This is a genomic window from Roseateles microcysteis (assembly GCF_036880965.1).
Classification (GTDB): domain Bacteria; phylum Pseudomonadota; class Gammaproteobacteria; order Burkholderiales; family Burkholderiaceae_C; genus JAUASW01.
On sequence record NZ_JBAJMV010000002.1, the window covers coordinates 773,459 to 799,276 of the forward strand.

Below are 25,818 nucleotides of genomic sequence, written 5' to 3' on the forward strand. Positions count from 1 at the left end.
TTCATACACCCAGGTAGCGCTGCCAGAGGCCATGATCGGCGGCCAGTTCCTCGGTCTCGCCCGCCCAGGCCACCCGGCCGCGCTCGAGGATGGTGTGGCGGTCCGCCAGCTCGCAGAGCTGCCTCACGTATTTGTCGACCACCAGGATGGTCTGGCCGGTATCACGCAAGCGATGCAGGCAGCGCCAGATCTCTTCGCGCACCAGCGGCGCCAGGCCTTCGGTGGCTTCGTCGAGTATCAGCAGCCTGGGGTTGGTCATCAGCGCGCGGGCGATGGCCAGCATCTGCTGCTCGCCGCCGGAGAGCTCGTTGCCCATGTTGGCGCCGCGCTCCTGCAGGCGCGGGAACAGCGCGTGGATCCGGTCCAGCGTCCACGGCTCCCTGGCCTCGCAGCGGTTGGCGGCAAAGGCCAGCAATTGCTCACGCACGCTCAGGTTCGGAAAAATCTGCCGCCCTTCCGGTACCACGGCCAGCCCCAGGCGGGCAATGCGGTCGGCGCTCCAGCCAGCGATGTCATGGCCCGCGAAGCGGATGCTGCCGCCGCGCGGCGCAAGCCAGCCAACCAGGCAGCGCAGCAGCGTGCTCTTGCCCATGCCGTTGCGACCCAGCAGCGTGGCGACCTGGCCGGCTTCCACCTTCAGATCGACGCCGAAGAGCACCTGGCTGTCGCCATAGGCCGCTTGCAGGCCGGTGACTTCCAGCAGTGCCGTCATGAGCTCACCTCGTCACCCAGATAGGCCTTGCGCACTTCGGGATGCTCGCGGATTTCGTCCGGCGTGCCGGTCGCGATCACGCGGCCGGCCACCAGGGTGGAGATGCGATCGGCCAGGCGGAACACGGCATCCATGTCGTGCTCGACCAGCAGGAGCGTGGTCTTGCCTTTCAGCGTCAGGAGCAGCTCCACCATCTGGCGGCCTTCGTCGGGGCCCATGCCGGCCATCGGTTCATCGAGCAGCAACAGACGCGGCCTGGTGGCCAGAGCCAAGGCCAGTTCCAGCTGGCGCTGCTCGCCATGAGCCAGCGCACCCGCGGTGGCTCTTGCCTGCGCAATCAAGCCAACTTGGGACAGCAGATGTTCGGCTTCGTCACGCAAGGCCGCATCGCGCTGCACCGAGCCGAACCAGCTCGGCGCGCGGCGCGCCTGCAAGGCGAGCCGAAGGTTGTCGAGCACCGACAGCTTCTTGAAGATGCTGGTGATCTGGTACGAACGCGCCAGACCGGCGTTCACATGGGCTGCCATGTCAGCGCGGGTCAGGTCTTGCCCGGCGAACAGAACGCAGCCGGCATCGGGCTTCAAGGCGCCGCTGAGCTGGTGGATCAGGGTCGTCTTGCCGGCGCCATTCGGCCCGATCAGCGCATGGACCTCGCCGTCGCGCACGTCGAAGCTGGCCGAGTCCGTTGCCACCAGCGCACCGAAGCGCTTGACCAGGCCTTCGACCTTCAGCAAGGGCTCAGTCATGGCTTCGCCTCTTCCACAGCCCGGCCACACCGCGAGGCGCGAACAGCACGACGAACAGGAGCAGCAGCCCCAGCGCCATCTGCCAGTGGATGGTGTAAGTCGATAGCAGCTCTTCCAGCAGCAAGAGCACGGCCGCACCCAAGGCGCCGCCCCACAAGGCGCCAGCCCCGCCGATGATGACCATCACCATCAACTGGCCCGATTGCGACCAATGCAGCATCTGCGGCGTGACCAGGCCGCTCAGGTTGGCAAGCAGCGCGCCCGCCAGGCCGGCCAGCGCGCCGGCCAGGACGAAGGCCTGCCATTGCACGCGGCGCACCGGCGCGCCGAGTGCGTTCATTCGCGTCTCGTTCTCGCGGCTGCCTTGCAGCAGCCAACCGAACGGGCTGTTCAGCAGCCGCTGCAGGCCGGCCAGCACCAGCGCAGAGAGCGCCAAGGCGACCCAATAGAGCTGCGCGTCGTCTTTCAGGTCCAAGCCCATGCCCATCTGCGAGCGCTGCGGCAGCGGCAAACCGTCGTCACCGCCATAGGCCTTCAGCGACACCATCAGGAAATAGAACATCTGGGCAAAGGCCAGCGTGATCATGATGAAGTAGACGCCGCGCGTGCGCAGGCTGACCCAGCCGATCAGCGCTGCCGCCAGGCCCGACACGACGCAAGCCACTGGCCAGGCGACCCAAGCCGAGCTGACACCCGCATCGGCCAGGATGCCCACCGTGTAGGCGCCCAGGCCCACAAAGGCGGCGTGGCCGAAACTGACCAGGCCGCCAAAGCCCAGGATCAGATTGAGGCTGGAAGCGGCGATCGCGAAGATCAGCACGCGGGTTGCCACCACCGTGTAGAACTCGAGGCCGAAGGCGGCCAGCACCGGCGGCAACGCCGCAAACGCGGCCAGCACGAGCCAGCTCCAAGGGCCGAGGCCTCGGTGATGCAAGGAGGTAGGAACTGTCATCCGCTGCGTGCCGGAAAGAGGCCTTGCGGCTTCCAGAACAAGACCCCTGCCATCAGGACATAGATCAGGATCGAAGCCAGTGCCGGGCCGACGTTGGAAGCCACCTCGGGGCTGGCCAGCAGGCGCAAGGCGGCCGGCAAGAGCGTGCGGCTGGCCGTGTCCACCAGCCCCACCAGCAGCGAGCCCACCAGAGCCCCGCGGATCGAGCCGATGCCGCCGATCACGATCACCACGAAGGCCAGGATCAGGATGCTCTCCCCCATGCCCACCTGTACCGCCAAGAGCGGGCCCAGGAGCGAGCCGGCCAGCGCGCAGAGCGCCGCGCCAATGCCGAACACCAGCGTGAACAGCTTGCGCGTGTCCACACCCAAAGCCATGGCCATCGGTCGGTTCGACGCACCCGCCCTCACCCACATGCCCACGCGGGTGCGCGTCACACCGAGCCACAGCAGCAAGGCCACAGCCAGCCCCACACCGATGATCAGGAGCCGGTAGCTCGGATACATCAGCCCCGGCAACAACTCCACCGGGCCGGACAAGGCCGCGGGCGTGTTGAGCATCAGGGGCTGTTCGCCCCAGATCATGCGCACACCTTCGTTCATGATCAGGATCAGCGCGAAGGTCGCCAGCACCTGCGAGAGATGGTCCCGCTCATAGAGCCGACGCAAAAGGCTCCACTCCAGCGCCATGCCCAGCAATGCGGTACCGGCCATGGCAACCACCACGGCCAGCACGAAGCTGCCACTCGCGCCCACCACGGCCGCCGCCAGGTAGGCGCCGACCATGTAGAGCGAGCCGTGCGCCAGGTTGATCATGTCCATGATGCCAAAGACCAGCGTCAGGCCGGCCGCCAGCAGGAACAGCATCAGCCCGAACTGCAGGCCGTTGAGCAACTGCTCGGTGACGAGGATCCAGTCCAATCAAAGCGCCTTCATCTTGCAGCTCGAGGCATATGCATCTGCGTGCTGCGAGAAGATCTTGTAGAGCGTACGGTTCGTCACCTTGCCGGCATTGGTCTTGGTGATCACGCGCAGGTAATAGTCCTGGATCGGGTACTGGTTGTTGTTGAATCGGAAGTCGCCCCGCACCGAGGCGAAGTGCGCAGCCTTCAGGGCTTTCAGAAGCGCGGGCCGGTCCTCGACCTTGCCCTTCACGTCCTTCACCGCGCCGTCCATCAGGCGGGCCGCGTCATAGCCCTGGCTGGCATAGAGCGAAGGCATGCGGCCGTACTCGGCCTGGAAGTCCGCGACGAACTTCTTGTTGGCTGCGTTCTCCATGTCGTGGGCCCAGTGCGAGCTGTTGAACATGCCCAGCATCGGTTCGCCGACAGCGCGGATCACGTCTTCATCGGCCGAGAAGCCGGGGCCGAACAGGGTGATGTCCTTGGAGAGGCCGGCGCCGACGAACTGCTTGATGAAGGCGCTGCCCATGCCGCCGGGCAGGAAGATGTACATCGCGTCAGGCTTGGCGGCGCGGGCTTGCGCCAGCTCGGCCGCATAGTCCAATTGGCCGAGCTTGGTATAGATCTCGTCGGCAACTACAGCGCCCGGGCCCTTGTAGAAGCGCTTGAAGCCGGTGATCGCGTCCTTGCCTGCCGGGTAGTTGGGCGCCAGCACCACCACCTTCTTGTAGCCCTTCTCCAGCATCGTCTTGCCCACGGCCTCATGCAGGTTGTCGTTCTGCCAGGCCACGTTGAAGAAATACGGATTGCACTGCTCGCCCGCGTATTGCGAGGGGCCGGCATTGGCCGACACATAGGGCACCTTGGCATCGAACACCGAGGGGCCCACGGCCAGCATCACGTTGGAGAACACGATGCCGGTCATCAGGTCGACCTTGTCGCGCTTGAGCAGGCGCTCGGCGGTCTGCTTGGCAACCTCGGGGTTCTGCTGATCGTCGGCAGTCACCAGCTCGATGGGCACACCGCCGAGTTTGCCGCCGCTGTGCTTGACGCCCAGCAGGAAGCCGTCGCGGATGTCCACGCCGAGGCCGGCGCCCGCGCCCGAGAGCGTGGTCAGGAGACCGACCTTGACTTTGTCAGCCGCCAGGGCCGGGCCCGCAGCCAGCAGCGCCAGCGCAGCGCCGAGCAGGGTCGCATTCATCGCCTTGTTCTTCATCGTGGTCCTCTCCATGTCGATCAGCTGGATTGCTTGAGTCGGAAACGCTGCAGTTTGCCGGTTTCAGTACGCGGCAGGGTCGCGCGGAACTCTAGCGCACGGGGGTATTTGTACGGCGCGATGCTCGCCTTGACGAAATCCTGCAAGGTCTTGACCAGTTCGGCATCGCCGACAAAGCCTTCGCGCAGCACGACAAAGGCCTTGACGATCTGGCCGCGCTCTTCGTCAGGTACCCCGACGACGCCGCATTCAGCCACCGTCGGATGGGCGAGCAGTGCGCTCTCCACCTCGGGGCCGGCGATGTTGTAGCCGCCCGAGATGATCATGTCGTCGGTGCGGGCCTGATAGACGAAATAGCCGTCTTCGTCTTGCAGATAGGCGTCGCCGGTCAGGTTCCAGCCGTTCAGCACATAGCCGCGCTGCCGCTCGTCCGCCAGGTAGCGGCAACCGGTCGGGCCCTTGACCGCGAGCCGCCCGACCTGGCCGGCAGGCAAGACCTGGCCCTCTTCATCCAGCACGCAGGCCCGGTAGCCGGGCACCGGCTTGCCCGTGGCGCCGTGCCGGGCGCCGGCCTCGTCGTGCGAGATGAAGATGTGCAGGAGCTCGGTGGCACCGATGCCGTCGATCAGCTCGATGCCCGTCGCGTCCTTCCACAGCTTGCGCGTGGCGGCGGGCAGGGCCTCTCCGGCACTGACGCACTTGCGCAGGCTTGTCAGATCGGCTTTGCCAAGCTGCGGCGCCATCGCGCGATAGGACGTAGGGGCGGTGAAGCAAACCGTCGCCTTGTACTGGGCAATCGCGGCGAGCAGGGCATCCGGCGAAGCTTTCTCGAGCAGCACGGTCGATGCGCCCACGCTCATCGGAAACAAGAGCAGGCCGCCCAGGCCAAAGGTGAAGGCCAGCGGCGGGCTGCCGATGAAGATGTCCTCTGCCACCGGCTTCAGGCAATGCACCGGCCAGCAACGGCAGATGGCCATCACGTCGCGATGGAAGTGCATGGTGCCCTTTGGTGCTCCGGTCGTGCCCGAGGTGAAGGCGATCAGCGCCACATCGTCCGACGCGGTATTCACGTTGGTGAACTGCACAGGCTTGGCTGCGGCCCTGGCTTCCAGCCCATCGGCCGCCTCGCTGCGGAAAAACAGCATCTGCTTCAGGCCAGCACATTGCGCCTGCGCCAGCTGCATTTCCTCGGCCAGATTCGCATCGCACAGCGCATGGCTGACCTCGGCCTTGCTGATGACCTGGCCGAGTTCCTTGGCACGCAAGAGCGGCATTGTCGCCACGGCAATCGCACCCGCCTTGATCACCGCGAACCAGCAAGCCGCCATCTGCGGCGTATTGCTGCCGCGCAGCAGCACGCGATTGCCAGGAACCACGCCCATCTCGTCCACGAGCACATGGGCAATGCGGTTGGCCTCGGCCTGCAGCTGAGCGTAGGTCCACTGCAGCTTGGCGCCGCGCACGCAGGGCCGGTCGCCCTGGCCTTGCTCCACCCAGCGATCCAGCAGCTCGGTGGCGCAATTGAGCTGTGCAGAGAACTGCAGCTCCGGCAGGTCGAAGATCAGCTCCGGCCATTGCTCGGCCGGGGGCAGATGGTCGCGAGCGAAGGTATCGACGTGAGCGCTGGTCATTTCAGCAATTCCCTCCCGATGATCAATTGCTGCACCTCGCTGGCGCCCTCGTAGATGCGCAAAGGCCGGATCTCGCGATACAGAGACTCCAGCACCTCGCCGACGCGCACGCCCCGGCCGCCAAACAGCTGCAGGGCCGAGTCGATGACCTGCTGGGCGTTCTCGGTCGCCACCAGCTTGGCCATCGCGGCCTCCTTGGTGATGGCCTTGCCCTGGTCGCGCAGCCAGGCGGCGCGATAGACCAGCAAGGCGGCGCTGTCGATCTTGCAAGCCATGTCGGCCAGCTTGGCCTGGGCCAGCGGCAGATCAGCCAGGTGGCCGCCAAACATCGCCCGGCTCTTGGCTTGCGCCAGCCCTTCCTGCAGCGCGCGGCGGCCAAAACCCAGGGCCGCGGCAGCCACCGAGGTGCGAAACACATCGAGCGTGCGCATCGCGATCTTGAAACCCTCGCCGGCGGCGCCGATGCGCTGCGACCGCGCCACCCGGCAGCCGCGGAAATGCAGGGTGGCCAGCGGATGCGGCGCCATCACGTCGATGCGCTCTGCAATCTCCAGGCCGGGTGAGTCGGCATCGACGATGAAGGCCGAGATGCCGCGCGCGCCCGGCTGTTCGCCGGTGCGCGCGAACACGACGTAGAAGTCGGCGATGCCACCATTGGAAATCCAGGTCTTGTCGCCGTTCAGCAAATAGCTGTCGCCATCATCAATGGCTTCGCAGCGCATGGCGGCCACGTCGGAACCCGCATCCGGCTCAGACAAGGCGAACGCTGCCAAGGCTTCACCGCGAGCCACGCGCGGCAGATAGCGCTGGCGCTGTTCTTCCGTGCCGGCGAGCGAGATGGCGCCCGAGCCCAGGCCCTGCATCGCGAAGGCGAAGTCCGCCAGGCCATCGTGCCGCGCCAGCGTTTCACGCAACAGGCAGATGGCGCGGGTGTCGATCACATCGGCCGTGCCGCCGAGCGACATGCCGGCAATCGCATGCTTCAGCCAACCGGCCTCACCCAGCGCCTTGACCAGGCCCTTGCAGGCGACATCAACATCGCTGTGATCTACATGGGCCAGATGCGCGGCACACCAGGCATCCAGATCAGATGCGAGCCGTCGGTGCTTGTCTTCAAAAAAAGGCCAATCGAGATGCTCCATCTCAATCTCCCTTGAACTCGGGCCGCTCTTTGGCGACGAAGGCCTTGTAGGCCCGGTGGAAGTCCTGCGTCATCATGCAGATCGCCTGTGCCTGCGCTTCGGACTCGATGGCCTCGTCCACGCCCATGGACCATTCCTGGTGCAGCATCTTCTTGGTCATCGCATGGCCAAAGCTCGGGCCGGTGGCGATTTGCGCGGCCCAGCTCAATGCCTCGTTCAGCAAGGCATCGGGCTCATGCAGGCGATTGAAGAAGCCCCAGTTCAGGCCCTCGTCGCCGCCGAGCGAGCGCCCGCTGTAAAGAAGATCCGAAGCGCGCCCCTGGCCCACGATGCGCGGCAGGATGGCGCAGGCGCCCATGTCGCAGCCGGCCAGGCCCACGCGGGTGAACAGGAAGGCCGTCTTGCTGCGAACCGTGCCGACACGCAGGTCCGATGCCATTGCGATGATGGCGCCCGCACCGGCGCAGACACCGTCGATGGCCGAGATGACGGGCTGCGGGCAGGCTCGCATGGCCTTGACCAGGTCGCCTGTCATGCGGGTGAAGGCCAGCAGGTCCGGCATGCTCATTTGCGTGAGCGGGCCGATGATCTCGTGCACATCGCCACCCGAGCAGAAGTTGCCACCGGCGCCCTGCACCACGATGGCTCGCACTTCGTCCACGTATTCCAGGCGGCGGAACAGGTCGCGCAGCTCGGCATAGGACTCGAAGGTCAAGGGGTTCTTGCGCTCGGGCCGGTTCAAGGTGATCAGACCCACCGAGCCCTCGACACGCCAGCCGAAATGCTCGGGCTGCCAGCCCACCAGGCTTTGCAGATTGCCGCCCTGCAGATGCGTGTTCTTCGATGCCGTCATGACGATGCATCCTTCTCCGATGATTTCTGTTGGCTTTCCAGAGCGAGCAAATGGGTCTTGAGGCCGGACAGCAGCCCGTAGACCTGCTGCTTCTCCTCGGCGTTCCAGCCCCCCAGCAGATCGACCACCCACTGCTCATGCGTGGCCGCCCAGCGCTTGAACTGGCGGCGACCGGCCGGCGTGAGCCGCACGGTGAAGGAGCGGCGGTCGCTGGGATGGGTTTCGCGCAGCACCAGGCCTTCGGCTTCCAGCTGATCGGTGATGCCGGTGACGTTGCCGCCGGTCACCATCAGGCGCCGCGAGAGTTCGCGCATCGTCAGCCCTTGCGGATGCCGCTCCAGCTGCGCCAGGAGATCGAAGCGCGGCAAGGTGGTGCCGAACTCGCCGCGCAGCCGTGCGCGAATCTGATCTTCGACCCGCGTGGTGCAGGCCAGCAAGCGCAGCCAGAGCTTGAGCGCCTGATGGTCGTTGTCGCTGACCCGCGATTCCAGATCGGGGTCGGGTCCTGCCTCGTCCTGCAATGCCATCAGGCTGTCTCCCCGCCGCAGACGGCGATTGCTTGTCCATTGATGCCGCCGGCCTCGGGCCGTGTCAGCCACAGTACGCTGGCGGCCACTTCCTCCGGTGTGATCAGCCGGCCTTGTGGATTGGCCTTGGCCAGCTCGGCGCGCGCCTCCTCGGCCGACCGCCCGGTCTTGGCCTGGATGTTCTCGATGGCGGCCGCGACGATCTCGGTTTCGGTATAGCCGGGGCAGACCGCATTGACCGTGATGCCGCTCCTGGCCAGCTCCAGCGCCAGCGCTCGCGTCATGCCCACCACGCCATGCTTGGCCGCGCAGTACGCCGCCACATAGGCATAGCCCTTGAGCCCCGCCGTGCTGGCCACATTGACAATGCGGCCATAGCCGCGCTCGCGCATCGCCGGAATCACCGCGCGGCTGCAGAGGAAGCTGCCGGTTAGGTTCACGTTCAGCAGCCGCTGCCAGACCTCCAGCGAGGTCTTGGCCAGCGGCGCGGTCTCGACCTGGCCGGCGTTGTTGATCAGGAGATCGACCGGCGGGGTGGCGGCAAAGGCGGCCTGCACGCTGGCCTCGTCGCCGACATCGCAGACCTGCACGGCCACATCGCCGAGTGCATCCGCGTGGGCCTGCAAGCGCTGCAGATGGCGACCCATCAGCGTGACGCGATGGCCTTCGTTCACCAGCGCTCGCGCAACTGCGGCGCCAATCCCGCTGCCACCGCCGGTCACAACTGCATGCCGCCTTGTCATACGCCCAGCGCCTTGTTCGCCTGCTCAGCCGCCGCAAGCCCGGCACCACGCTGGCGCTCGAACTCTCGCTCCATCTGCTGCTTTCCCGACAGGTATTGTTGAGGCCAATCCAGGCCCGCCGGGCCGGTGTAGCCGATGCGTGCGGCCTCGGTCAGCGTCCAGGCCGGGTTGGCCAGATGCGGGCGCGCCACGGCACACAGGTCGGCGCGGCCGGAGGCGATGATGCTGTTCACGTGATCGGCCTCGGAGATCGCGCCGACGGCGATGGTCGCGATGCCGACGCGGTTGCGGATGTTCTCGGAGAAAGGCGTCTGGAACATGCGGCCGTAGACCGGCTTCTGCGCCTTGCTGACCTGACCTGAGGACACGTCGATCAGGTCGGCACCCGCCGCCTTGAAGGCCGCCGCGATCTCGACCGAATCTTCCGGCGTGGTTCCGCCAGGCACCCAGTCATGCGCCGAGATCCGCACCGACATCGGCCGCTCGGCAGGCCAAACCGCCCGCATGGCGCGGAACACTTCCAGCGGGTAGCGAAGACGGTTCTCGAGGCTGCCGCCGTAGTCATCCTGGCGCTGGTTGGTCAAAGGTGAGATGAAGCTGGAGAGCAGATAGCCGTGAGCACAGTGCAGCTCCATCCAATCGAAACCGGCGGCGGCGGCTCGCTGCGTGGCGGCGACAAAGTCATCGCGAACGCGGTCCATGTCGGCGCGGTCCATGGGCTTGGCGGTCTGGCTGATGCCGCTCAGGTATTGCTGCGCTGACGCAGCCAGCAATGGCCAGTTGCCAGACTCCAGCGGCAGGTCCTCACCGCCATGCCAAGGCACTCTCGTCGACCCCTTGGGGCCGGCATGGCCGAGCTGCATTGCGATCTTGGCGCTGCTGTGCTGATGGACGTTCTCGACAATGCGCTGCCAGCCCTGCATCTGCTCGTCATTCCACAAGCCCGGGCAACCGGGCGTGATGCGCGCATCTGGCGAGGTGCAGGTCATCTCGGCGAACACGAGGCCGGCGCCGCCCAGGGCGCGGGCGCCCAGGTGCACGAGGTGATAGTCCGCCGGCAAGCCGTCCACACAGGAGTACTGCGCCATCGGCGAGACGACGACGCGGTTCTTCAGCGTCAGCTCGCGCAGCTTGAAGGGCGTGAACATCGGCGGCACCGTCGCGTCCAGTCCCGAACGTCTGGCGAGCCAGCGCTCGAAGTCGCCGACATAGCGAGCGTCGCGCAGGCGCAGGTTCTCGTGCGAGATGCGCTGCGAGCGGGTGAGCAGCGAATAGGCGAACTGCTGAGGGTCGAGGCGCGCATGCCGATCGACGTTCTCGAACCATTCGGTCGAGTTGCGCGCCGCATTCTGGATGCGCAGGACCTCGATGCTGCGTGTCGCCTGATACGCGTCGAGTGCCGCCTTCAGGTCACCCTCGTGCGCCGCGATGTCACGCGCCAGGTCGATCGCATCTTCCAGCGCCAGCTTGGTTCCGGAGCCGATGGAGAAGTGGGCGGTGTGGGCGGCGTCGCCCATCAGGACGACGGGCGCAACACCGTTGGCGGAGGCGCTGGGCCGCCCCGAGCCTCCGCGCTCCCCTTGGGGGACGGACTCCGCAGAGCGCAGGCCCAGGGGCTCACGGTAGTGCACCCAGGTCTTGCAGACGACGCGGGGGAAGCGGATCCATTGCGCCGAGCCCCGCAGATGCGCTGCATTCGACATCAAGGCGTGCCCATCCAGCACCTTGGCAAAGAGCTTCTCGCAGAAGGCGATGCCCTCTTCCTTGGACATCTGCTCCAGCCCTGCCGCCTGCCAGACGGCTTCGGGCGTCTCGACGATGAAGGTCGAGGTCTCGCCATCGAACTTGTAGGCGTGGGCCTGGAACCAGCCCCATTCGGTCTGCTGAAAATCGAAGGTGAAGGCATCGAACAGCTTCTTGGTGCCGAGCCAGACGAAGCGGCAATTGCGCAGGTCGATGTCGGGCTGGTAGGTCGCCGCGTACTTCTGGCGCAGGCGGCTGTTCAGGCCATCGGCCGCAATGATCAGGTCGGCCTCGATCCCGGCGTCGTCCTGCACGTCCTGCTCATAGCGAAGCTCGACGCCGAGCTCCATGCAGCGGCGTTGCAGGATGGACAGCAGCTGCTTGCGACCGATGCCGCAGAAGCCATGGCCGCCGGACACCACGGTTTCGCCGCCGATATGCACGGCGATATCGTCCCAATGGTTGAAGGCGTCCAGGATCTCGGCCGCACTCTGCGGGTCGGCCGCGCGCAGCGCCGCCAGCGTCTGGTCGGAGAAGACCACGCCCCAGCCAAAGGTGTCGCCGGCGCGGTTGCGCTCCAGCACCACCACCTCGTGGGCAGGGTTCTGCTTCTTCATCAAGAGGGCGAAATACAGGCCGGCTGGACCGCCGCCTATGCAGCAGATGCGCATGGTGTTGTCGATGGAAGAACGGAGCAGGGTTCGCCGCACTTTAGGTCTGGATAATTGAAGTGTCAAATAGACGAAAACCCAGGCCCGACTGATCTCGCAGGCTTGACAGCTCGTTGGAATTAACCGACACCACGGCTCAAGCATCCTTGCTAAGGTCCGGCCCGAATTTCATCTCCCCTGCCTGCCATGCCACGCCTCTGGGACATCTCGCCCACCGTTTCGTCCGAAGCGCCGATATTTCCCGGTGACGAGCCCTATTCACTGCGCTGGACCGCGCGGGTGTCGCCCGACTGCCCGGTCAACCTCAGTGCGATCACGATGTCGCCGCATGTCGGTGCCCATGCCGATGCGCCCTTGCACTACGGCAATGACGAGCCGAGTGCGGCCGAGGTCGACCTGAATGCCTACCTCGGCCCCTGCCGCGTGATCCATGCGATCGACTGCGGCCCGCTGATCCGCATCGAGCACCTGCATCACGCGGCCGCCAACTTGCCGCCGCGCGTGCTGGTGCGTTGCTGCAAACAGGCCGACACCGCCTGGAACCCCGACTTCACGGCCTATGCGCCGGAGACGGTGGCATGGCTGGCCGCACAAGGCGTGCAGTTGATCGGCCTGGACACGCCCTCGGTCGACCCCGCCAGCAGCAAGCTGCTTCCCAGTCATCAGCAGCTCCTGCGGCTGAAGCTGCGTGTGCTGGAGAACCTGGTGCTGGATGAAGTACCCGAAGGCGACTACGAGTTGATCGCCCTGCCCCTGAAACTGGCCGGTGCCTGCGCTTCGCCGGTGCGCGCGGTCTTGAGAGAACTGTGATGACGAAGATGACAAGAACAAGACAGGACTGCCAGGTCCTCGACGACGAAGACACCCTGCGCGAGCTGCGCCACCAGTTCGACCTGCCGCCAGGCGTGATCTACCTCGACGGCAATTCCCTTGGCGTGCTCCCGCGCGCTACAGCCAGCCGCGTGCAGGAGGTGATGCAGAGGGAATGGGGCCAGGACCTGATCAAGAGCTGGAATACGGCCGGCTGGATCGACCTGCCCGGCCGCATCGGCGACAAGATTGGCCGCCTGATCGGCGTCAAGCCTGGCGAATGCGTAGTGGCTGATTCCACGTCCTTGAACCTCTACAAGGTCTTGTCGGCCGCGCTGCAGATGGCCCGTGCCGATGCGCCAAAACGTCGACTGATCGTCTCCGAGCGCAGCAACTTCCCGACCGACCTCTACATCGCTGAAAGCCTGGCCCGTCAGCATGGCGCCGAGCTGAAACTGATCGACTCGGTCGACGAACTGCCGGCCGCGCTGAATGGCGACCTGGCCGTGCTCATGCTCACCCAGGTCAACTACCGCAGCGGCTTCATGCACGACATGGCCGCAGTGACCGCCGCAGCCCATGCCGCGGGTGCGTTGGTGATCTGGGATCTGGCCCATTCCGCCGGCGCGCATGAGGTGGACCTGAGCGGCGCACGGGCCGACTTTGCCGTGGGCTGCGGCTACAAGTATCTGAACGGCGGCCCTGGCGCGCCGGCGTTCGTGTGGGTGAATCCGAAGCATGCGGAGCGCTTCTGGCAACCGCTGTCGGGCTGGCTGGGCCATGCGGCGCCTTTCCAGTTCACGCCGAACTACCAGCCTGCACCGGGCATCCGGCGCTACATCGCGGGCACACCGGCCATCCTCTCGACGGCGGCGCTGGAATGCGGTGTCGACACCGTGCTGGCGGCCGAAGCCCTGGGCGGCATGGCCGCCTTGCGCAAGAAGTCGGTGGCGCTGTGCGAGCTCTTCATCGAGCTCGCTGAGGCGCGCTGCGCGTCCTTGGGCATTCGTCTGTCTTCCCCGCGCGAAGCGTCCCAGCGCGGCAGCCAGGTCTGCCTCAGCCTCGCGGCGCCGCTGCAGGAAGCCGGCTATGCCGTGATGCAAGCCCTGATCGCCCGCGGCGTGATCGGCGACTTCCGCGCGGGCGACCCGAGGCGCCTGGAGCAGGTACCGCACATCCTGCGTTTCGGCTTCACGCCGCTCTACATCGGCTATGCCGAGGTGTTCGACGCTGTCGAGCATCTGCATGCGGTGCTCGCCAGCGAAGAATGGCGCCGCCCTGAGTTCCACCAGCAAGGCGCCGTGACATGAGCTGCCCACACCACCCCACTGAAAGCATTGTCAAGGAAGAAGGGGCGCAGCTCGACTTCTCCAAGGACATGAGCTACGGCGACTATCTGCAGCTGGGCCAGATCCTCTCCGCGCAGAAGCCGCTCTCCCCCGAGCACAACGAGATGCTCTTCATCATCCAGCACCAGACCTCGGAGCTGTGGATGAAGCTGATGCTGCACGAGCTGCATGGCGCCGTGGCCTGCGTGGCTTCCGACCAGTTGCCCGAAGCCTTCAAGATGCTGGCACGGGTGTCGCGCATCATGGAGCAGTTGGTGCATGCCTGGGACGTTCTCTCCACGATGACGCCGCCCGAGTACACGGCGATACGGCCCTATCTCTCCAACAGCAGCGGCTTCCAGAGCTGGCAGTACCGCGAGATCGAATTCATGCTGGGGAACAAGAACCCGGCAATGCTCAAGCCCCACGCGCACCGGCCCGACCTGCTCAACCAGGTGCAGGCGGCCTACCAGTCGCCCTCGCTGTACGACGAGGTGCTGCGCCTGATGGCACGCCGCGGCATCGCCATGCCCGAGAGCCACACCCAGCGCGACTGGACGCAGGCCTATGCCATGAGCGAAGACGTGAAGGCTGGCTGGCTTTCGGTTTACCGCGATCCCAAGAACCACTGGGACCTGTACCAGATGGGCGAGGAGCTCGTAGACCTGGAAGACGCGTTCCGCCTTTGGCGTTTCCGCCATGTCACCACCGTCGAGCGGGTCATCGGGTTCAAGCGCGGCACCGGGGGCACGGGCGGCGTCAGCTACCTGCGCAAGATGCTGGATGTGGTCTTGTTTCCTGAACTTTGGGCACTGCGCACCGAGCTATAGGAAAATCGCAGCTTTCTGTGAAAGCTGCGATTTCGCAAAAATCGTCGCCTTTCATCAAAGGCGGCGATCTCGCAAAAATCGTCGCCTTTCGCCCCGAAGCCACAAGCCCTGGAGAGAGCGCCGACATGGACACCCGCACCCACACGATCACGCTGCGCCTGGAGAAAATCCGCGACGCCCTGCGCGCCAAAGGCTGCCAAGCCGCGCTGATTCCCTCGGCCGACCCGCACCTCTCCGAATACCTGCCCGACCGCTGGCAAGGCCGTCAATGGGCCTCGGGCTTCACGGGCTCGGTGGCCACCCTGGTCGTGACGCTTGACGGCGCTGCGCTGTTTGCCGACAGCCGCTACTGGAGCCAGGCCGAAACCGAGCTGGCCGGCACCGGCATCACGCTGGTCAAGGTCATGTCGGCCGCGGCTTCCAATTACATCGACTGGATGGTCGAGAACCTCAAGGCCGGCGACACAGTTGCGGTGGATGGCCAGGTGCTGGGCCTGGCCCTGGCTCACCAGATCCGCAGCGCACTGCAAGCCGCCGGTCTGAACCTGGACACCACGGTCGACGTGATCGCCAGTGCCTGGGAAGACCGCGCCGGACTGCCCACAGCGGCCGTGTTCGAGCACTTGCCGCCGCAGGCCAGCGTGAGTCGCAAGGACAAGCTCGCCCATGTGCGTGCCGCCGCGGCCGCTCGCGGCGCCACCCACCATTTCATTTCCACGGTAGACGACGTGGCCTGGCTGCTCAATCTGCGCGGCGCCGATGTCACCTACAACCCGGTTTTCATGGCCCACCTGCTGCTGGACGGCGAGAAGGCCACGCTGTTCCTGGCGCCAGGCAAGATCGACGCGGCCCTGCAAGCCCGCCTGGCTGCAGACGGCGTGACCATCGCCGCCTACGAGCAGGCACCGGCGGCGCTCGGCGCCCTGCCCGCCTCGGCTGTGCTGCTGGTCGACCCCAAGCGCGTGACACTGGGCCTGCGTGAAGCCGTGGCCTCCGGCGTGCGCGTGGTCGAAGCCATCAACCCCAGCACCCTGGCCAAGAGCCGCAAGACCGCTGACGAAGCCGCTTACGTACGCGAAGCGATGGAGCAGGACGGCGCGGCCATGTGCGAGTTCTACGCCTGGTTTGAAGCCGCCTTCGCGGCTGGTGAGCGCATCACCGAGCTGACGGTGGACGAGCACCTGAGCGCCGCCCGCGCCCGCCGCCCGGGCTTCAAGGGCCTGAGCTTCAACACCATCGCCGGCTTCAATGCCAATGGCGCCCTGCCTCACTACCGCGCCACCGATGAATCGCACAGCGAGATCAAGGGCAATGGCCTCTTGCTGATCGACTCCGGCGGCCAGTACCTCGGCGGCACAACCGACATCACCCGCGTCTGGCCCATCGGCACCGTCAGCGCCGCGCAGAAGCGCGACTACACGCTGGTGCTCAAGGCCACGCTGGCCTTGTCGCGCACCTGTTTCCCGCGCGGCACCCTGAGCCCGATGCTGGACGCCATTGCCCGCGCCCCGCTGTGGGAGCAAGGCATCGATTACGGCCACGGCACCGGCCACGGTGTCGGCTATTTCATGAATGTGCACGAAGGCCCGCAAAGCATCTCCAAGGCGATGCCGGAAGCGACCATGGCGATGGAAGTCGGCATGATCACTTCCATCGAGCCCGGCATCTACCGCCCGGGCCAATGGGGCGTGCGGATCGAGAACCTGGTGCTCAACGTGGCGCTCGACACGCCCGAAAAGGGTCAGTTCGGCGACATGCTGGCCTTCGAGACGCTGACGCTGTGCCCGATCGACACCCGCTGCATCGACCTGACCTTGATGCGCGAGGACGAAAAGGCCTGGCTCAACAGCTACCACGCCGAGGTGCGCCGCCGCTTGAGTCCGCTGGTTCAGGGCGCTGCGCTGGCCTGGCTGAACGAGCGCACGGACGCGATCTGACCCGCAATCGCGCGACCGGAGGCAATTTCCTGGGTCTGACCGGCCTGGAAGCGGCTCGAATGGGCACCTAGACTTGTGCTGTGAGGTCGCCGCCGCGGCGGCCCGCAGCCAGGAGCTCAAAATGAACAGCAAGAGCCTTGTCGCCGTTGCCCGCCACTGGCGCGAACGCCTTCCCGGGAAAAAGAGCTATCTGCACCGTTTCTCGGACAGCGCCCTGCACACCACGCTGATGGTGGCCGTGGTCATCCTGGCGACCCTCGTCATGATCAAGGTGGTCGAGGTGGGCGTCACCGTCTGGCAGCTGGAAAAAGTGGTCATCACCGGCCGACCCAGCGGCGGCTGACCAGCATTTCTACATCTGCCGGAACAGGTGCAGGTAGCTGCGGCTGACCGGCAGTACCTCGGTGCGGCCGCGCAGATGGACGTCGGCCGTCTCGTTCAGGCCCCGGGTCAGGTGGCTGACCGAGCGCAGGTTCACCACCACCGAGCGGTGGACCTGGGCAAAGTACTTCGGGTCCAGCTGCTCCATCAGCTCGCGGATCGACATCCGTATCAAGGCCTCGCCCTCGGCCCACACCACCAGCGTGTATTTCTCGTCCGAGCGCAGGAAATCAACCTGGTCGACCGGTATCAGCTTCAGCGTCTGACCCACCGAGGCCCGCAGCCACTGCAGATAGCCACCACCGCCCGAGGCTGACGCCACCGAGGGGCGGCGCAAGGCATCGGCCAATTGCTCAATCGCTGCTTCCAGCTGGCTGCTGCTCATCGGCGAGGCTGACACTGCAGGCGACCGGCCCGCCAGGCGCTCACGCAAGCGGGTCACCGTGTCCTCGAGCCGGGCATCCTCATAGGGCTTGACCAGGTAATCCAGCGCGCCCTGCTCGAAAGCCTGGACGGCGTATTGCTCATAGGCAGTCACAAAGACCACCTGCGCGCGCCGGCCGATCTGGCGTGCAGCTTCCACGCCGTTCAGTCCGGGCATGTGTACGTCGAGGAAGACGATGTCGGGCTGGTGCTGCTCGAACAGCTCCACCGCCTCGCGCCCGTTGCGGGCCTGCGCCACGATGCGCAGCTCCGGCCAGGTCTGGGCCAGGGAGCGGGCCAGGCTGTCACGCAGCAACGGTTCGTCGTCGGCGATGAGCGCAGTAGGCTGGTGGGCTGAACTCATGGCTTGAACTCGATTTCGGCGCGCAAGCCATGTGGCTGGTTCTCGGTCAGGTCCAGCCGCGACCCGCCGCCATAGAACATCTGCAGACGCTCGCGCAAGTTTCGCAGGCCGGTGCCGGAGCCGATGGACTGGGTCAGGCCCACGCCGCTGTCGCTGCACCAGATCCTCACGCGGCCGTTCTCAAGCTGTTCACCGCCCAGCTCGATGCGTCCGCCCACCTCGCTGGGGTCGATGCCATGGCGCACCGCGTTCTCGACCAGGGTCAGCAAGGCCATCGGCGGGAAGCGCAGGCGCTGCAAGCCCTGAGGCACTTCGATGGAATAGCTGAGCCGGTCTGGCATGCGCAGGTGCATGAGCTCCAGGTAGGCCCGCACCAGGCCAAGCTCGTCGCTCAGGTTGGAGGTTTCGTCATGCAGCCGCGGCATGGCGGCGCGCAGATAGCTGATCAGGCTGCGCAGCACCGGAGCGGCCTGCGGCGAGCCGGTTTCAACCAGCGCACGGATATTGGCCAGGGTGTTGAAGAGAAAATGCGGCTCGACCTGGGCCTGAAGCAACCGCAGCCTTGCGTCCAGGGCCCGGCGCTCCAGCTCGCTGCGCTCCAGTTCGAAGCGCAGAGCCTCGTTGCGCGCTTCGGTATCGCGCTGCCGATACAGCGCGCCCATGGCCAGCAGGGGCGCCACAAACAGGCCCGAGCCGGCAATCCACAGAAAACCCAGCACGCGGCCTTCGCTGCGCCACAGCGCCGCCAGGTCGCCACCGACCGAGACCAGATAGACCAGCAAGGTGGCCAGCGGCACGGTGAGCGCCACTGCCACCACCTGCAGGAACCAGCGCGCCAGCCAGCGCGGCAGGCTGCGCGGCCATTGGCCCACGGCCGAGAATGCCAGCAGGCCCAGCAGGGCCACGAACAAGGTGCGCCCCAGCAGCACCGTCAGTGGCGTGATGAAGATCGGGTCGAGCAGGACGGCGGCCAGCGCGCCCAGGGCCAGGGCCAGGGCGACCCGGCGGGCCGACAGCGAGGCAACAAAGCCTCGCCAGGCTTCGCCATGGCTGGGCTGAGGCGGAATGAGGGAAGAACCAATCGTCATGGGCGACAGCCTAACGACTGCCCGCGGCCCCTCCAAGGGTTGGAACCCGCTCAGGCGACGAACGACGGTTTGCGACCCTTGAGAGGCGACGCACAATGCGCACATCTCACCAGGAGCGAACGATGACGAAGCGCAAATTCCTTGTTGGCTTGATGGGCGTGGCCGTCATGGCGGTCCCGGCCCTGCTGCCCCTTGGCGCCGCCCATGCCCAGGGGACCGGCCCCGACCAGGTGGTCTACCACCTCAGTGACACCGCAACACAGGCGCTCGGTGGCCTGCGCAATATCAAGAACCACCTGGACACCGACCCCACCGCCAGGATCACCGTGGTAGCGCATGCCCAGGGCGTGGACTTCCTGATGCAGGACGCCAAGGACCGCAACGGCAACCCCTACGAGATCGCCGTGCAGGAGCTGGTGGGCCGTGGCGTGAAATTCGAGGTCTGCGAAATCACCCTGAAGAACCGCAACCTGAAGAAGGAGCAGTTCATCGCCGAGGCGCAGTTCACGCCCTCCGGCGTGGTCCGCCTGGCCAAGCTGCAGCGCCAGGGTTTCGCTTACATCAGACCTTGATCAGGCGCCCGACCCGCACATCACCACGTCGCGACCGGCGTTGACCGCGAAGCGCAAGGCCTCGTCAGGGCTGGACCAGGCAAAGCCGCCGGCCAGCGACTCCTCCCTGTAGGCCTCGCGCCGGGGTTTCTCACCCCGGACCCGCATCACCACCACGGCGGCGATGTAGCCGTAGGAACGGGGTTTTTCGATCGCTCCGGCGTAGATCCGGTAGTCCCCTGCGTCGACTTCAGCGAAATGCATTGACTGCTCCTGCACGGCATGACAACTGCCGCAAGAGGCGCACTGTGCCCGCCGGTGCGAACAGCCGACATCGTCATTTGGTGGGGGATGGTTTACCCCCAATGGCCGGTGGATGCACGAGCCCGCCAAGGACAACCACGGCTGGACCACCTTGCACCAGAACCTCTAGTTCGGCTTGAATGGGGGCGACCACGGCGACAAGGCCGCGATTCGCAGCGCGTGACTCGCCGCCGTCAGTCAACAGGGCGAAGGTGCCAGCAAAACGGTCCAGGTGATAGCGGTGAGATGGCGCAGCTCGCACTCAATCTGCCGACACGGATTGGTGGGCAAAAGAAAAAGCCGGGCGCTGAGGCCCGGCTTTTCTTACTTCTTGGCGGAGAGGGTGGGATTCGAACCCACGGTACCTTGCGGTACGCCTGATTTCGAGTCAGGTACATTCGACCACTCTGCCACCTCTCCAGGTTCGGCACTCGCGTGGTCTTCAGCGAGTCAAGCCCGCAAGTATAGCGGACTTTTTCGAGCCTCAGCAATCAGGCGCGCAAAATTTCCACGCCGCCGAGATAGGGGCGCAGCACCTCCGGCACGGTCACGCTGCCATCGGCGTTCTGGTAGTTTTCAAGCACTGCAACGAGGGCGCGGCCCACGGCCAGGCCGGAGCCGTTCAGGGTGTGCACCAGCTCGTTCTTGCCCTGCGCGTTCTTGAAGCGCGTCTGCATGCGTCGGGCCTGGAAGCCCTCGCAGTTCGAGCAGGAACTGATCTCGCGATAGACACCCTGAGCCGGCACCCACACCTCGAGGTCATAGGTCTTGGCGGCACCAAATCCCATGTCGCCCGTGCACAGGGCCATCACGCGATACGGCAGGCCGAGCTTTTGCAGGATGGCTTCGGCATGGCCGACCATCTCTTCCAGCGCCTCGTAGCTCTTCTCCGGGTGCGTGACCTGCACCATCTCGACCTTGTCGAACTGATGTTGGCGGATCATGCCGCGGGTGTCGCGCCCTGCACTGCCCGCTTCCGAGCGGAAGCAGGGGCTGTGGGCCGTCAGCTTGATCGGCAGCGTGGCTGCGTCCAGCACCTGCTCACGCACGGTGTTGGTCAAAGAGATTTCCGAGGTCGAGATCAGGTACTGCTCGACCTGCTCTTCGTCGCCGCCGCGCAGCACCCAGAACATGTCTTCCTTGAACTTGGGCAGCTGGCCCGTGCCTTCGAGCACCTCGCGGTTGACGATGTAAGGCGTGTAGCACTCGGTGTAGCCATGCTCGTTGCTCTGCACGTCCAGCATGAACTGGGCGAGCGCGCGGTGCAGCTTGGCCATCGGACCCTTGAGGAAGCTGAAGCGCGAGCCCGAAAGCTTGGCACCGGTCTCGAAGTCCAGGCCCAGCGGCGCGCCAATGTCCACGTGGTCGCGCAACTCGAAGTCGAATGAACGTGGCGTTCCCCAGCGGCGCACTTCCACGTTGCCCGATTCGTCGCTGCCAACCGGCACGCTTTCATGCGGCAGGTTGGGCACGCTCATCAGCATGGTGTTGAGCTCGATCTGGATCACGTCCAGGCGCTCGGCACTGGCCTTGAGCTCGTCGCCGATGCCACCGACCTCGGCCATCAGAGCGCTGGCGTCTTCGCCCTTGCCCTTGGCCATGCCGATCTGCTTGGACAGGCTGTTGCGGCGCGCCTGCAGCTCTTCGGTGCGCATCTGCACGTTGCGGCGATCGGTCTCCAGCTCGGAGAAGCGGGCCACGTCGAGGAAGGCTTGCGGGTTCTTGCGGGTCTGCAGACGGGCGACGACGGCGTCGAGGTCCTTGCGCAGCAGGCTGATGTCTAGCATGGGTATTCCTTGGTATTTCTTCGCGGGATTCTAGAGAGCATGAAAACGGCGCCACAGGGGGGCGCCGCTGTCTATCGAAGCGTCGCCAGGATCAGGATCGGGAGGATGAGAGCTCGGCCATGGACTTGTCGCCCAGGCCCAGCGGCAGCGGGAAGCGCACATGCTCTTCCACGCCATCGAGCTTGCGCACGGCGGTTGCACCCAGGGCGCGCAGTCGTTCGATCACGGCTTGCACCAGCACATCGGGCGCCGAGGCGCCGGCGGTCAGGCCTACGCGGCTGCGGCCTTCCAGCCACTCGGGCTTCAGGTCTTCGGCCGCATCGACCATGAAGGCCGGCGTGCCCAGGCGCTCGGCCAGTTCGCGCAGGCGGTTGCTGTTGGAGCTGGTGGGGCTGCCCACCACGACGACCACATCGACCTGCGGCGCCAGTACCTTCACCGCGTCCTGCCGGTTCTGCGTGGCGTAGCAGATGTCCTGCTTCTTGGGCTCGCGCACCTGCGGGAAGTGCTTCTTTACCGCGTCGAGGATCTCGGCCGCGTCGTCCACGCTCAGCGTGGTCTGCGTGACCACAGCCAGCTTGGCGGGATTGCTGACCCGCACATGCGGCACATCTTCGGCCTCTTCGACCAGGTAGATGCCTTCGCTCAACTGGCCCATGGTGCCTTCGACCTCGGGATGCCCCTTGTGGCCGATCATGATGAATTCGTAGCCTTCCTTGCGCAGCTTGGCCACTTCCACATGCACCTTGGTGACCAGCGGGCAGGTGGCATCAAAGACCTGGAAGCCGCGCTCGGCAGCTTCCTTGCGCACGGCCTGGCTCACGCCGTGGGCGCTGAACACCAGGGTGGCGCCAGGAGGCACTTCGGCCAGGTCTTCGATGAAGATGGCGCCGCGAGCCTTCAGGTCGTTGACCACATAAGTGTTGTGCACGATCTCGTGGCGCACATAGATCGGGGCACCGAACTTCAGCAGCGCACGCTCCACGATCTCGATGGCCCGGTCCACGCCCGCGCAGAAGCCGCGCGGCTCGGCCAGCACGATTTCCTGGGGTTCGATCTTGCCTGGCATCACAGCACCCCGATCACGTGGACTTCGAAGCTCAGGGGCTGGCCGGCAAGCGGATGGTTGAAGTCCATCAGCAGCCAGTCTTCGCCGACTTCGCGCACCAGGCCGGCATAGCCGCCCTGGCCGTCCGGCGTGGGGAACTGCACCACATCGCCCACGGTGTACTCGGCGTCCGGGTCGCCCAGCTCATGCAAAAGCGCCAGCTTCACGCGCTGCATCATTTCTTCGTTGCGCTCGCCAAAAGCCTCGCCCGGCGCCAGCGCCAGCGTGGTACGGGTGCCTTCGGGCAGGCCGACAAGGCGGGCCTCGATGGCCGGAGCCAGCTCGCCCGTGCCCATGGAGAGCGTGGCCGGCTTGTCGTCGAAGGTATTGATCAGATCGCCCCCATCCGGCCCGATCAGGCGGTAGTGCAAGGTGAGGAAGGATCCGGCTTGAATGAGATTCACGGAGATGTGGGGTTCGATAGACTGCGCGGATTTTAAGGCCCCGGGGCCTGTGCCCTTTGCTACCCCTTCCCCATAGCCCTCCAATGCCCCTGGACCAGCTCCCCAAAGAAGCCCGACCGCGCGAGAAGCTGCTCGCCCGCGGTGCCAGCGCGCTTGCCGACTCAGAGCTGCTGGCCCTGCTTCTGCGCACCGGCCTGCCCGGTCGCCCGGTGCTGCAGATGGCGCAAGGCCTGCTGGATGAATTCGGAGGCTGGCCGGGGCTCTTGAACGCCGACCTGCCCGCACTCGCCAAGGTCAAGGGCCTGGGCCCGGCCAAGCGGGCCGAAATCGCGGCCGTGCTGGAAATTGCCCGCCGCTCACTGCGCAGCGAGCTGCAGCTGCGGCCGGTTTTCGATGCACCCGACCGTGTCAAGCAGTACTGCCGCCTGCAGCTGGGCGACCTGGCCCATGAGGCGTTTGCCGTGCTGTTTCTGGACGCCCAGCACCGGCTGATCGCCATGGAAACGCTGTTCCGCGGCACGCTCACGCAAACCGCGGTCTACCCAAGGGAAGTGGCCAAGCGGGCGCTGGAGCTGGGCGCGGCGGCCGTGATCCTGGCCCACAACCACCCCTCGGGTGTGGCCGAGCCCTCGCGGGCCGATGAGCTGCTCACCCAAGGTCTCAAGAATGCCCTGGGCCTGCTGGACGTGCGGGTGCTGGACCACATGGTGGTCGGCCAGGCGGCCGTGGTCTCCTTTGCCGAGCGGGGGCTGCTGTGAAGCGCGAAGTGCTGGGCCTGGCCGACCTGAAGGAATTGCAGCGCGAACTCAACCTGCGACGTCGGCTGGAAGAGGAGCGGCTGGAACGCATCGCCGCCGCGCGCCGCCTGGCCGATCAGGAGAGGCGCATCTTCGAGCTCACCATCGGCCCGGTCACGCCGCTTCCCGATGCCAAGCGCTACGAGCATCTAATCGAACCGCCCTCACCCGAGCCGCGCCAGCGCGAGGCGGACGAGCGCGCCGTGCTCCTGCAGGCCTTGTCAGACGACTTCGATGTCGAGACGCTCCTGGAGACCGACGAGACGCTGTCCTTCCGTCGCCCCGAGATCAGTATCGAAGTCGTGCGCAAGCTGCGCCGCGGCCATTGGGCGCTGCAGGCGCAGCTCGACCTGCATGGCCTGCGCCGAGACCAGGCGCGCGAGGCGCTGGGCCATTTCATCCATGAATCGAAGCGGCGCGGCCTGCGCTGCGTGCGCGTGGTGCACGGCAAAGGCCATGGCTCGCCCGGGCGGGAGCCGGTCTTGAAGTCGCGGGTGCGACGCTGGCTGGTGCAGAAGGTGGAGGTGCTGGCCTTTGTCCAGGCCCGGGCCAGCGATGGTGGTGCTGGCGCGCTGATGGTGCTGCTGGCCTGAGCAGATTCAGCAGCAGCGACGATTCTGAGCGCGCCGAGGGACGCGCGGCACCCGCTGGAAACCCTCAGTTGCTAACGCCTCCAACTCCCACCTCGGGGAGGCTTGCGCCGCCTTGCATCCAGGCTTAGTCTGGCCCTGCAGTTTGCTTGCCATTGCACTCGTCCACTCACCGACTGGAGGCTTCAAATGAACATGGCACAACCACCGCAAGGCGCTTCGCGCTTCACCGGCATCGGCGTGGTGATCGTGGTTCACGCGCTGATGATTGCCGGTTTGAGCAGCGGGTTGATGCGGGGCATCATCGACAGCAAGCCCAGGATCACAGAGGCGCGCCTGATCAAGGAGGACCCGCCTCCCCCACCGACACCCGTGCCACGCGTGGAGCCGCAAGACCCCACCCGCCAGGTCGTGGTCCAGCAGCAGGTGATCGAGACGCCGGATTTCACCGTCGTCACGCCCACCGAAGTACCTCCCGGCACCGCTGGCAAACTCACGCTTCAGACGGGAAAGGGTTCGTCTCATGCAGGCCCCACAGTGGCGCCGCCGGCCGGAATTCCGGTGGTCAACGGCAAGGTCGATCCAGGCCTCGTATGCACGAAGATGGGCAGGCCGGATCTGCCGGCCGTGAACTGGGCGGGCGATGCGCTCTTCAGGGTGCAGGCCACGGTCCGCGGCGGCCGGGTGGCCGCCACCGAGTTCACCGTGCTCAGCGGTGTGATGGACCCGAAGACCCGACGGACCCTGCAGGCTGCCATCGCCAACACCTTGCGTGACACCTACGAATGCCCGGGCGAGCATCGCTTCGAGCAGGAGTTCAATATCCGCATCGACTGACTGACCGACTGACCAAGGTATCCGGGCCTTGCCTGCCCGGATACCTAGACGTTGCGCATCCAGTCTGCGGTGTTCATGAAGGCCGCGTCCAGCCTTTCGCGCAGCGCCGGGTCCAGCTCACATTCGAGCATGGCCTGGCGCATGCAATTCATCCACTGGTCGCGCTCGCGGATGCCGATTTTGTACGGCATGTGCCTGGCTCGCAGCCGCGGGTGGCCAAAGCGCTCGATGTAGTGGTCCGGGCCGCCCAGCCAGCCACACAGAAACCAATGCAGCTTGTCGCGTGAGCCGTCCAGCGTGGGCGGGTGCACGGCGCGCAGGTCTGCGTAGGCGGCTTCAAGGTCCATCAGGTCGTAGAAGCGGTCGACCAGCTGGCGAACGGCCACTTCACCGCCCACCCAGTCAAAGGCAGTGGCCGGCGAGCCGGCTTTCTCTTCGCTCAT

27 protein-coding genes and 1 tRNA gene are annotated in these 25,818 nt (G+C 65.9%); 9 read left to right on the forward strand and 19 right to left on the reverse strand.

Annotated elements, in window-relative coordinates; all coding sequences use genetic code 11:
* Nucleotide 1: 1 nt before the first annotated feature.
* Genes V3596_RS08455 through V3596_RS08505 form a run of 11 tightly spaced genes read right to left on the reverse strand, consistent with a single transcriptional unit; the run spans nt 2 to nt 11,837 of the window.
* A complete protein-coding gene (locus V3596_RS08455) occupies nt 2-712 on the reverse strand; it encodes an ABC transporter ATP-binding protein (RefSeq protein WP_334277242.1) in 711 nt (236 codons plus the stop codon).
* The gene (locus V3596_RS08460; protein WP_334277243.1) at nt 709-1,458 is read right to left on the reverse strand and encodes an ABC transporter ATP-binding protein; all 750 of its coding nucleotides are present in this window, start codon (nt 1,456-1,458) and stop codon (nt 709-711) included. The genes V3596_RS08455 and V3596_RS08460 overlap by 4 nt, the downstream gene beginning before the upstream one ends.
* On the reverse strand, nt 1,451-2,410 hold the full coding sequence (locus V3596_RS08465) for a branched-chain amino acid ABC transporter permease (protein WP_334277244.1): 960 nt from the start codon (nt 2,408-2,410) through the stop codon (nt 1,451-1,453). The genes V3596_RS08460 and V3596_RS08465 overlap by 8 nt, the downstream gene beginning before the upstream one ends.
* Nucleotides 2,407-3,330, reverse strand: coding sequence for a branched-chain amino acid ABC transporter permease (locus V3596_RS08470; protein ID WP_334277245.1), 924 nt, complete (start codon nt 3,328-3,330; stop codon nt 2,407-2,409). Before V3596_RS08470 ends, V3596_RS08465 begins: the two co-directional genes overlap by 4 nt.
* Nucleotides 3,331-4,542 (reverse strand): ABC transporter substrate-binding protein, encoded by a 1,212-nt coding sequence (locus tag V3596_RS08475; protein ID WP_395386395.1) that lies wholly within the window; start codon nt 4,540-4,542, stop codon nt 3,331-3,333.
* Nucleotides 4,543-4,547: 5 nt separating this feature from the next.
* On the reverse strand, nt 4,548-6,158 hold the full coding sequence (locus V3596_RS08480) for an AMP-binding protein (protein ID WP_334277248.1): 1,611 nt from the start codon (nt 6,156-6,158) through the stop codon (nt 4,548-4,550).
* Entirely contained in the window at nt 6,155-7,300 is a 1,146-nt protein-coding gene (locus tag V3596_RS08485; protein ID WP_334277249.1) for an acyl-CoA dehydrogenase family protein, read from the reverse strand. Before V3596_RS08485 ends, V3596_RS08480 begins: the two co-directional genes overlap by 4 nt.
* A gap of 1 nt (nt 7,301) precedes the next feature.
* Entirely contained in the window at nt 7,302-8,153 is an 852-nt protein-coding gene (locus V3596_RS08490; protein WP_334277250.1) for an enoyl-CoA hydratase family protein, read from the reverse strand.
* On the reverse strand, nt 8,150-8,680 hold the full coding sequence (locus V3596_RS08495; protein ID WP_334277251.1) for a MarR family winged helix-turn-helix transcriptional regulator: 531 nt from the start codon (nt 8,678-8,680) through the stop codon (nt 8,150-8,152). The genes V3596_RS08490 and V3596_RS08495 overlap by 4 nt, the downstream gene beginning before the upstream one ends.
* The gene (locus tag V3596_RS08500; protein WP_334277252.1) at nt 8,680-9,423 is read right to left on the reverse strand and encodes an SDR family NAD(P)-dependent oxidoreductase; all 744 of its coding nucleotides are present in this window, start codon (nt 9,421-9,423) and stop codon (nt 8,680-8,682) included. The genes V3596_RS08495 and V3596_RS08500 overlap by 1 nt, the downstream gene beginning before the upstream one ends.
* Nucleotides 9,420-11,837, reverse strand: a complete 2,418-nt coding sequence (locus V3596_RS08505; RefSeq protein ID WP_334277253.1) for a bifunctional salicylyl-CoA 5-hydroxylase/oxidoreductase — start codon at nt 11,835-11,837, stop codon at nt 9,420-9,422. Before V3596_RS08505 ends, V3596_RS08500 begins: the two co-directional genes overlap by 4 nt.
* A 186-nt stretch (nt 11,838-12,023) precedes the next feature.
* Here V3596_RS08505 and kynB point away from each other — a divergent pair, with 186 nt between their 5' ends.
* The 5 genes from kynB (at nt 12,024) to V3596_RS08530 (ending at nt 17,085) form a co-directional block, all read left to right on the forward strand.
* On the forward strand, nt 12,024-12,647 hold the full coding sequence (kynB, locus tag V3596_RS08510) for an arylformamidase (RefSeq protein ID WP_334277254.1): 624 nt from the start codon (nt 12,024-12,026) through the stop codon (nt 12,645-12,647).
* An 8-nt stretch (nt 12,648-12,655) separates the two neighbouring features.
* Complete coding sequence (kynU, locus tag V3596_RS08515; RefSeq protein WP_334277373.1) at nt 12,656-13,957, forward strand: kynureninase; 1,302 nt, start codon at nt 12,656-12,658, stop codon at nt 13,955-13,957.
* Complete coding sequence (gene kynA / locus V3596_RS08520; protein WP_334277255.1) at nt 13,954-14,805, forward strand: tryptophan 2,3-dioxygenase; 852 nt, start codon at nt 13,954-13,956, stop codon at nt 14,803-14,805. Before kynU ends, kynA begins: the two co-directional genes overlap by 4 nt.
* Before the next feature lie 125 nt (nt 14,806-14,930).
* Nucleotides 14,931-16,742 (forward strand): aminopeptidase P family protein, encoded by a 1,812-nt coding sequence (locus V3596_RS08525; protein ID WP_334277256.1) that lies wholly within the window; start codon nt 14,931-14,933, stop codon nt 16,740-16,742.
* A 121-nt stretch (nt 16,743-16,863) separates the two neighbouring features.
* Nucleotides 16,864-17,085 carry a hypothetical protein gene (locus V3596_RS08530; RefSeq protein WP_334277257.1) on the forward strand — a complete coding sequence of 74 codons (222 nt, stop codon included), beginning with the start codon at nt 16,864-16,866 and terminating at the stop codon, nt 17,083-17,085.
* Nucleotides 17,086-17,094: 9 nt separating this feature from the next.
* Here V3596_RS08530 and V3596_RS08535 read toward each other — a convergent pair whose 3' ends face one another.
* Both V3596_RS08535 and V3596_RS08540 read right to left on the reverse strand, forming a co-directional pair.
* Nucleotides 17,095-17,910 (reverse strand): LytR/AlgR family response regulator transcription factor, encoded by an 816-nt coding sequence (locus V3596_RS08535; RefSeq protein WP_334277258.1) that lies wholly within the window; start codon nt 17,908-17,910, stop codon nt 17,095-17,097.
* Complete coding sequence (locus V3596_RS08540) at nt 17,907-18,998, reverse strand: sensor histidine kinase (protein ID WP_334277259.1); 1,092 nt, start codon at nt 18,996-18,998, stop codon at nt 17,907-17,909. The genes V3596_RS08535 and V3596_RS08540 overlap by 4 nt, the downstream gene beginning before the upstream one ends.
* 122 nt (nt 18,999-19,120) lie before the next feature.
* Here V3596_RS08540 and V3596_RS08545 point away from each other — a divergent pair, with 122 nt between their 5' ends.
* Nucleotides 19,121-19,570 carry a DsrE family protein gene (locus V3596_RS08545; RefSeq protein WP_334277260.1) on the forward strand — a complete coding sequence of 150 codons (450 nt, stop codon included), beginning with the start codon at nt 19,121-19,123 and terminating at the stop codon, nt 19,568-19,570.
* On the opposite strand, the gene V3596_RS08550 is transcribed toward V3596_RS08545, so the two are convergent.
* The 5 genes from V3596_RS08550 to V3596_RS08570 form a co-directional block, all read right to left on the reverse strand.
* Entirely contained in the window at nt 19,571-19,813 is a 243-nt protein-coding gene (locus tag V3596_RS08550) for a hypothetical protein (protein WP_334277261.1), read from the reverse strand.
* Between the two features lie 371 nt (nt 19,814-20,184).
* Nucleotides 20,185-20,272, reverse strand: a tRNA-Ser gene (locus V3596_RS08555).
* 71 nt (nt 20,273-20,343) lie between these two features.
* A complete protein-coding gene (serS, locus tag V3596_RS08560; RefSeq protein ID WP_334277262.1) occupies nt 20,344-21,639 on the reverse strand; it encodes a serine--tRNA ligase in 1,296 nt (431 codons plus the stop codon).
* A 91-nt stretch (nt 21,640-21,730) separates the two neighbouring features.
* The gene (gene ispH / locus V3596_RS08565; RefSeq protein ID WP_334277263.1) at nt 21,731-22,708 is read right to left on the reverse strand and encodes a 4-hydroxy-3-methylbut-2-enyl diphosphate reductase; all 978 of its coding nucleotides are present in this window, start codon (nt 22,706-22,708) and stop codon (nt 21,731-21,733) included.
* Entirely contained in the window at nt 22,708-23,151 is a 444-nt protein-coding gene (locus V3596_RS08570; protein WP_334277264.1) for an FKBP-type peptidyl-prolyl cis-trans isomerase, read from the reverse strand. Before V3596_RS08570 ends, ispH begins: the two co-directional genes overlap by 1 nt.
* An 83-nt stretch (nt 23,152-23,234) precedes the next feature.
* Between V3596_RS08570 and radC the strand changes: the two genes are divergently transcribed.
* From radC to V3596_RS08585, 3 genes are all read left to right on the forward strand, one after another.
* Nucleotides 23,235-23,909, forward strand: a complete 675-nt coding sequence (gene radC, locus V3596_RS08575) for a RadC family protein (RefSeq protein WP_334277265.1) — start codon at nt 23,235-23,237, stop codon at nt 23,907-23,909.
* Nucleotides 23,906-24,541: a Smr/MutS family protein gene (locus V3596_RS08580; protein WP_334277266.1), complete on the forward strand. Its 636-nt coding sequence runs from the start codon at nt 23,906-23,908 to the stop codon at nt 24,539-24,541. Before radC ends, V3596_RS08580 begins: the two co-directional genes overlap by 4 nt.
* A gap of 186 nt (nt 24,542-24,727) precedes the next feature.
* Nucleotides 24,728-25,375: a hypothetical protein gene (locus V3596_RS08585; protein WP_334277267.1), complete on the forward strand. Its 648-nt coding sequence runs from the start codon at nt 24,728-24,730 to the stop codon at nt 25,373-25,375.
* Between the two features lie 44 nt (nt 25,376-25,419).
* On the opposite strand, the gene V3596_RS08590 is transcribed toward V3596_RS08585, so the two are convergent.
* The gene (locus V3596_RS08590) at nt 25,420-25,818 is read right to left on the reverse strand and encodes a group II truncated hemoglobin (RefSeq protein WP_334277268.1); all 399 of its coding nucleotides are present in this window, start codon (nt 25,816-25,818) and stop codon (nt 25,420-25,422) included.